We start from the raw sequence: 6371 nt of genomic DNA, 5'->3' as shown, positions 1-6371 counted from the left end.
CTCTCGCTGTACCACCGTCATCCCCTTCATCTCATCCGGCAATTCCTCCGTCTTAATAGACGCTACCGATACTGACTTGTCCCTGTAACTCTCCAGCAACTCCTTCTTCCCATAATAAGCACCCTTCCCGGCCTTGCTGGAATTATACTCCGCCCGCTGCGCCTTCACATTCGCACCCACATTGGTACTGATATACTTACTCTTGGATACCTTCGCTGAGTAAGCCTCTTTCTCCGCTTCATTACCATAATACATTCTGCCATCATCTAACTGGTCTGACAACTGCGCAATCTGGTTATCATACGGCGTATTCACCTGTATATCATTCGCATCCATATTCACCTGCGTATAACTCCCCTGGTTACACTGCGCTATATCCTTCCACACCCGCATTGCCCGAAAATCACTCCCCATCAAAATCGTATTCAATACAATATCCTTCTGCGTCGCCAGCTTACAACTCACCGGGTACTTCACATCATCCCTGTAATCCATATGCGGCGGACAATCTCCCACCAAAAACACCGTCTTGTAAGTGCTGGCCGCCGTATCCCATTTAAACTTCGTAATCGCCTCATTCAGCGCCTGGTTCACACTTTCCGGGCTATCCCCGCCACCGTCTGCACTCATCTGCATCAGCTTTTCATACACTTCATCCATATCACCTGACAATGCCACCCTTTTTGTAATAAACTGATCGCCCCTGTCCCTGTAAAATATCAACCCTATCTCAATCACTGGCGCAGGCTCCGCCTGTGCAAGACTCCCCGCAATAGACCATATTTTTTCTTTGGCAGCCCCGATCAAACCGGACATGCTACCAGTTGCATCCAATGCAAAAACTACCTGGATTTTAGATTGAGCGTGGGGAGAATCTGTAACGACTGAAGGAGGAGGAGGAGCGGATACCGCCGCAGAATGCTTATGCACAGTGCCCATCAGGAATAAGGCACAGAAAAAAGTGCCAACTGGGATAATGTACCTTGGACTCATGGAAAATGGATTTTCTTTCATGATTCCCGGAAAATCCATTTTCCATAAATATAAATGTTAAGAAAAACCTAAAGGTTGCGGACTGGCTACTTTATAAACCGGTGTTTTCAACGCCGCAGCTTCCCGCAGGGTGATCATGCGCTTTAACTGCGGATCCCAGATTTTAAGCTTTAAACAGGCCATGATTTCCCTGATCCGCAGACTGGTTGTCTTTGCATGTTGCAACTCAGGAATCCCGGCCATTGCCTGGGGCAACCGGTAAAATGGAATACGCGCATTCAGATGGTGAATGTGATGGTAGCCAATATTCGCTGTCACCCAGTTCATAAACGGCGACATCACCATAAAGCTGGAAGACAGCAACGCTGCCTCATGATAACACCAATCCTCATTATCATTGAAAGTTACGCCCGGAAAATTATGCTGTGCATAAAACAGGTATGCACCCATACAACAGGAAATAGAAAATGGAACCACGATAAACAGCGCCCATGCCTGCCACCCCAGGAAATAAATCACCGCTGCACTGCCGCAGAAATGCAATACCAGTGCCAGCAAACTATCCAGGTGCTTCTTCGGACTACTCAGGAATGACTGCAGGCACATGCCAATCATAAACATAGACAGGTACCCCGCCAGAATCGTTAACGGATGCCTGGTAAAGAGGTAAGACCTTCTTTCCTTACGGCTCATCTGCTCGAACTTCTGCCTGGTGGCAATAGGGTAGGAGCCAATACTGGCGCTGAACAATTTTGAATTATGCTTATGATGATAATCGTGAGATCTTTTCCAGATGCTGGCCGGCGCCAGGATATAAATCCCGAAAACCGTCATGATGGCATCCGCCAGCCTGGAATTATGCAATATCGTATGGTGCTGATGATCATGATAGATCACGAACGTTCGCACAATCAGTAACCCTGCAAAAATGCTGGCCGTCAGCCTCGCTATAAAATAGGGCAATACCAGCGTACCGCTCAATGCCAGTATCAGCAAACCCAAAGTAGTAATGAGATGGAACCAGCTCCTGGACCTGATTTCATTGGCATATGGTTTTGTAGCCAGGATAAGGTCTTTCCCTTCGCGCATAGGATAGATAATTTTAACGTTGTGGTATAATTGAAATTATATGGTTGGTACCGCTTGCGGTTGTGGTTGGCGTTTGTGTTTCCATCTTCTGTGCGACCAGAGCCAGGTGGCCGGTTGCGCAATAATATCCCGCTCCAGCTGTTGGGTATGAATCTCTGTGATTGCGCCTTCTGCCTCGTTAGTGGGCGTTTCGATCAGCATAGAAGCTTCTACTGAATAATACCCCCTTTTCACCTTGTGCACAGATACATACACTACCGGGTAATTCATTTTTTGAGCGATCTTTTCGGTTCCTTTAAAAACAGGCGTGTCCTGGTGTAAGAACGTCATCCAGTGAGCTGTAGCCGGCTGTGGTGACTGATCGGCAATGAATGCCGTAGCGTTTATTTCTTTCCTGTTCTTCACCATTTCGCGAAATGTATCCTGCATGGCAATCAACTTCGTGCCGAAACGGGTCCGCATTTTATACATCAGGGCATCCAGGTGCTTGTTAGACAGTGGATGATAAATCACGTACAATTGCTGTTTGAGCAGGATGCTGAACGAATTGCCAGCCCATTCCCAGTTACCTTTGTGCCCCATTACCAGGATCACACTCTTTTCCTCCGCTGCCAGCTGGTTAAAGAGGGCGATGGTCTCCGGCGTAAATGCACAGCGCTTTATCATGGCCGCCTTGCTGATGGTAAGCGTCTTGAATGTTTCCAGGAACATGTCGCAGAGATAGTGATAAAACTCCCCGCAGATTTTTTTCAGTTCCTTTTCCGACTTGTCAGGGAAAGAAGCACGAAGATTACTCATAACTACCTTTTTCCGGTAGGAAAGAACATGGTACAGCAGCACGTACACAACGTCAGAAAGCAGGTACAATACGCTAAATGGCAATAGTGCTACTCCGTAAGTAACAAATTGTAGGAGGTAATAGGTAAAGGACAATTTCTTCTAAAGTTTATGGGGGTAAATGTATGTTAATTTATTAGTATTTAATAATTTCTGAGAATAAATATAAAAAGGTGAGCAAACGATTTTCGTTTACTCACCTAAGTTGACTATTTCCTGGATCCTTTTTAACCGGGTTTCCGGTCGTTTTGCTAGTACCAGTCGTTGCAGGTAGCTTTTTTGCACCGATCTGCTTAAAGTTGTAAAATGAGCTTTTGAACCGCGTTTGGATTTAAAAGCTTGCTCCAGGTCTTTGGGGATCTTTAGTGCTTCTACTTCGTCGAGTATAGACCAGGAGCCATTTTTCCTGGCCAGGCTAATGCATTGACGGCCAGCAGGCATCATCAAACCAGCGGCTGTGAGGCGCCTGATTTTTTCCTTGTTTATTTTTGACCAGACACTGGTGGGCTTTCTTTTTGTGAAGAATTGCATAAATTTTTCTTCATCAATGGGTCTTGCCGTACTATCTATCCAGCCAAAACAAAGCGCTTCGTCCACGGCTTCGCTCCAGGTAAGGGTCGGGCGGTTTGCCCGCTTTTTGTAGTACACGAGCCAGATAGATTGAGCACTGGCATGGTTTTCCTGTAGCCACTGCCGCCATTCCTGGCGGTTGGCCGGGCAAAATGTTTCCATTATTTCATTGCGTATTGACTGATCATTATATAAGTTTATACCACAAAGCTATAAACCGGTTATGACAACCCTATGTCAGTAGTAGATATCATCTTTGCAGAAATGCCTGCTTTGAAAGTTATAATTTTCACTTTGAATAGTTAAATTCTCCCTATATCCCTCAGGCTAACTTTGGTCTGTTAAAACAAATCATATGATTGCTGCCAAAGGATACGCTGCATTACAAGCAGGCGCTGAACTAACACCATGGACCTTTGAAAGAAGGCCCCTGACCGCTCATGATGTACTCATCGAAATTTTATATTGCGGGGTCTGCCACACCGACCTCCATCAGATCCGGAATGACTGGTTTCCCGGCATCTTTCCAATGATCCCCGGCCATGAGATTGTAGGACGAATCATAGAAGCCGGTGCGCATGTCACCAAATTCAAAGCAGGCGATATAGGCGGCGTAGGCGTAATGGTAGACGCCTGTATGGAATGCGAAGACTGCCGCAATGACCAGGAACAGTTTTGCCAGGTAAGCCCGGTGCAAACCTATAATAACCTCCAGCAAGATGGTACGCCTGCCTACGGCGGTTACTCCAACCTCATTGTAGTCCGGGAAGAATTCGTTTACCGCATTGCAGATACCCTGCCGTTAGAAGGCGTTGCACCACTGTTATGTGCAGGTATTACCACTTACTCTCCACTGCGCAACTGGCAGGTAGGCAAGGGGCATAAAGTAGCAGTAGTAGGCTTAGGTGGTCTTGGGCATATGGCAGTGAAATTTGCCGTTGCATTTGGTGCAGAAGTTACCGTACTCAGTACCTCTGCAGGGAAGCAGGAAGCTGCTTTAAAACTGGGTGCGCATCATTTTGTAGTCACCACCGATGAAGAACAGTTCAAAGCAGTACAGCGGTCATTTAATTTTATTATCGACACTGTCGCTGCAGATCATGATATCAATCCCTACATCGCCGCACTAAAAACAAATGGCGTTTATATCAACGTCGGAATACCTGCAAAACCCTGGTCCATTCCTTCCTTCAGCCTGGCCGCCGGCAATAAAGTCGTAGCAGGATCAGGTGCTGGTGGTCTGGCACAGACCCAGGAAATGCTGGATTACTGTGCGGAACATAATATTGTTGCCGATGTGGAAGTGATTAAAATACAGGATATACAAACTGCTTTTAACCGGTTGGAGAAAGGAGATGTGCTGTATCGTTTTGTGATCGATATGAGTACTTTATAATAATGAGAAGGCTGCATGAGCAGCCTTCTCATTGTTTCTTTAACTTGCTCGCAAAAAATGCATTTCCATCTTTCACCCACTGCTGCGTCTGTACTGTAAAATGATCCCCCGGGTAATATTCAAATATAACACCCGCTTTCAGCGCCTTCATTTTCTCTTCCATCAGTCTTACAGGATAATTCAATAAAAAATTATCCTGGTTTCCCACCGTAATTCTTATCTTCCCATCCAGCTTCCCTTTTATCTGCTCCCAGTTTTGCACGAGGTAGGCAGATATATCATACTTCTTCCAATGATTAAACACAGCAGTATCTATCTCGCCTGTATACGGCTCCACCAACTGTAACGGACTCCCATCAGCTCCCTTCGGCCCAAATACCGCATCAAATGAATGCATCTGTTCCCCCCTGTAAATCACTCTTTCCATCTGGTACGCATTCCGCATATAAATCCAGGGTATCTGCCCTGCAACTGTACCTAAGGGCTGTAATGTACTATCCTTGTCATAAAACATATTCTTATCCCTATACAAATCTACCTTCTGAAACCTGTGAAAATCTACCGGGTCAGGAGAACTGGACCAGCAGGCGGTAAACTGATCAGGGTACTGTGTCTGTAACCATAACACACTCCAGCCACCACTACTATGCCCGTGCAGGAACCGCACCCCATTACAACGATAAGCCTTTTCCAGTTGTGGAATAAACTCTTTAATGAGTGCATCGGCCCAGGGTCCATTGTTGTCACTATTCGCATATACGCTATGCCCCAACGGACAATTTCCATCCAGGTACACGCCTATGCACGGAGTCGTATCTATTGGTTCCATCGGATTCGGATACCCGGAGAAATAATGATAATTCCCGGTAAAACCAAATACCACAAACTTTAGGGGAAATTTCCGCTTAGGCGATGTATAATATTCCTTCGGCAGCCGGATAGCTGCATCGATGGAATAAGGTGTATGATGAAAATCACTCAGCAATTGAGAAGGCACCTTTAGCTCCCTGATGTATTGTGTTTCTTTAAAAGTATACGCCGGGATAATATTATCCGCTTTAATTGTAAAGGAACTGGAATTATGATCGAGTAGTATCTTTTGCGAAGAGCTGTATAAATTGCCAGGCGATTGCCCAATAAATTGTCCGCCCAGGTTACGATCCCATACTACCTGTACATAATATTGTCCCCGTTCCAGGTCAGCCAGTGCTACGGGAAAAGCGGGTGCATTTGCCCTGATCAGTACCGGTTCGCCAGGATGAATATTTTCAACATTCACCCTCACACAAGGTGCATTTTCCAGCAGCGACGATACCAACCTGGGCTCCTTCGAATTTTTGGAAAGATATACGAGAATGCTGCCGGTAAATGGGGTGGAAAGCAGGCTGTCTGGAAAACTGACGCTGAACTGCTGGGCGAAAGAATGAATGCAAAAGAGCATTGAGCAAACAAAAACGGAAAATGATTTCATATTAGAATGGGTGTC

At 45.9% G+C, this 6371-nt stretch carries 6 protein-coding genes; 1 reads left to right on the top strand and 5 read right to left on the bottom strand.

Going from position 1 to position 6371, the window contains the following annotated elements:
* The 4 genes from ABDW16_RS22650 to ABDW16_RS22635 all read right to left on the bottom strand — a co-directional run.
* Positions 1 to 993: vWA domain-containing protein (locus ABDW16_RS22650; RefSeq protein WP_343672943.1), on the bottom strand; the 993-nt coding region annotated here is incomplete at its 3' end.
* 57 nt (positions 994 to 1050) lie between these two features.
* On the bottom strand, positions 1051 to 2082 hold the full coding sequence (locus tag ABDW16_RS22645; RefSeq protein ID WP_343672942.1) for a fatty acid desaturase: 1032 nt from the start codon (positions 2080 to 2082) through the stop codon (positions 1051 to 1053).
* A gap of 36 nt (positions 2083 to 2118) precedes the next feature.
* Positions 2119 to 3015: a lysophospholipid acyltransferase family protein gene (locus ABDW16_RS22640; RefSeq protein ID WP_343672941.1), complete on the bottom strand. Its 897-nt coding sequence runs from the start codon at positions 3013 to 3015 to the stop codon at positions 2119 to 2121.
* A 96-nt stretch (positions 3016 to 3111) separates the two neighbouring features.
* Positions 3112 to 3651: a YdeI/OmpD-associated family protein gene (locus ABDW16_RS22635; protein ID WP_343672939.1), complete on the bottom strand. Its 540-nt coding sequence runs from the start codon at positions 3649 to 3651 to the stop codon at positions 3112 to 3114.
* A gap of 193 nt (positions 3652 to 3844) precedes the next feature.
* Here ABDW16_RS22635 and ABDW16_RS22630 point away from each other — a divergent pair, with 193 nt between their 5' ends.
* Positions 3845 to 4885, top strand: coding sequence for an NAD(P)-dependent alcohol dehydrogenase (locus ABDW16_RS22630; protein ID WP_343672937.1), 1041 nt, complete (start codon positions 3845 to 3847; stop codon positions 4883 to 4885).
* A 28-nt stretch (positions 4886 to 4913) separates the two neighbouring features.
* On the opposite strand, the gene ABDW16_RS22625 is transcribed toward ABDW16_RS22630, so the two are convergent.
* Positions 4914 to 6356 carry an alpha/beta hydrolase-fold protein gene (locus tag ABDW16_RS22625; RefSeq protein ID WP_343672936.1) on the bottom strand — a complete coding sequence of 481 codons (1443 nt, stop codon included), beginning with the start codon at positions 6354 to 6356 and terminating at the stop codon, positions 4914 to 4916.
* Positions 6357 to 6371: the final 15 nt, after the last annotated feature.

The organism is Chitinophaga sp., assembly GCF_039596135.1.
Taxonomy (GTDB): Bacteria; Bacteroidota; Bacteroidia; order Chitinophagales; family Chitinophagaceae; genus Chitinophaga.
This window is presented reverse-complemented; position numbering and strand designations above follow the sequence as displayed.

What these genes read in the sequence shown, in the direction of transcription:
- ABDW16_RS22630 (WP_343672937.1), top strand. Translation starts at nt 3,845, where the DNA reads ATGATTGCTGCCAAAGGATACGCTGCATTACAAGCAGGCGCTGAACTA.
- ABDW16_RS22645 (WP_343672942.1), bottom strand. Translation starts at nt 2,082, where the DNA reads ATGCGCGAAGGGAAAGACCTTATCCTGGCTACAAAACCATATGCCAAT.
- ABDW16_RS22625 (WP_343672936.1), bottom strand. Translation starts at nt 6,356, where the DNA reads ATGAAATCATTTTCCGTTTTTGTTTGCTCAATGCTCTTTTGCATTCAT.
- ABDW16_RS22635 (WP_343672939.1), bottom strand. Translation starts at nt 3,651, where the DNA reads ATGGAAACATTTTGCCCGGCCAACCGCCAGGAATGGCGGCAGTGGCTA.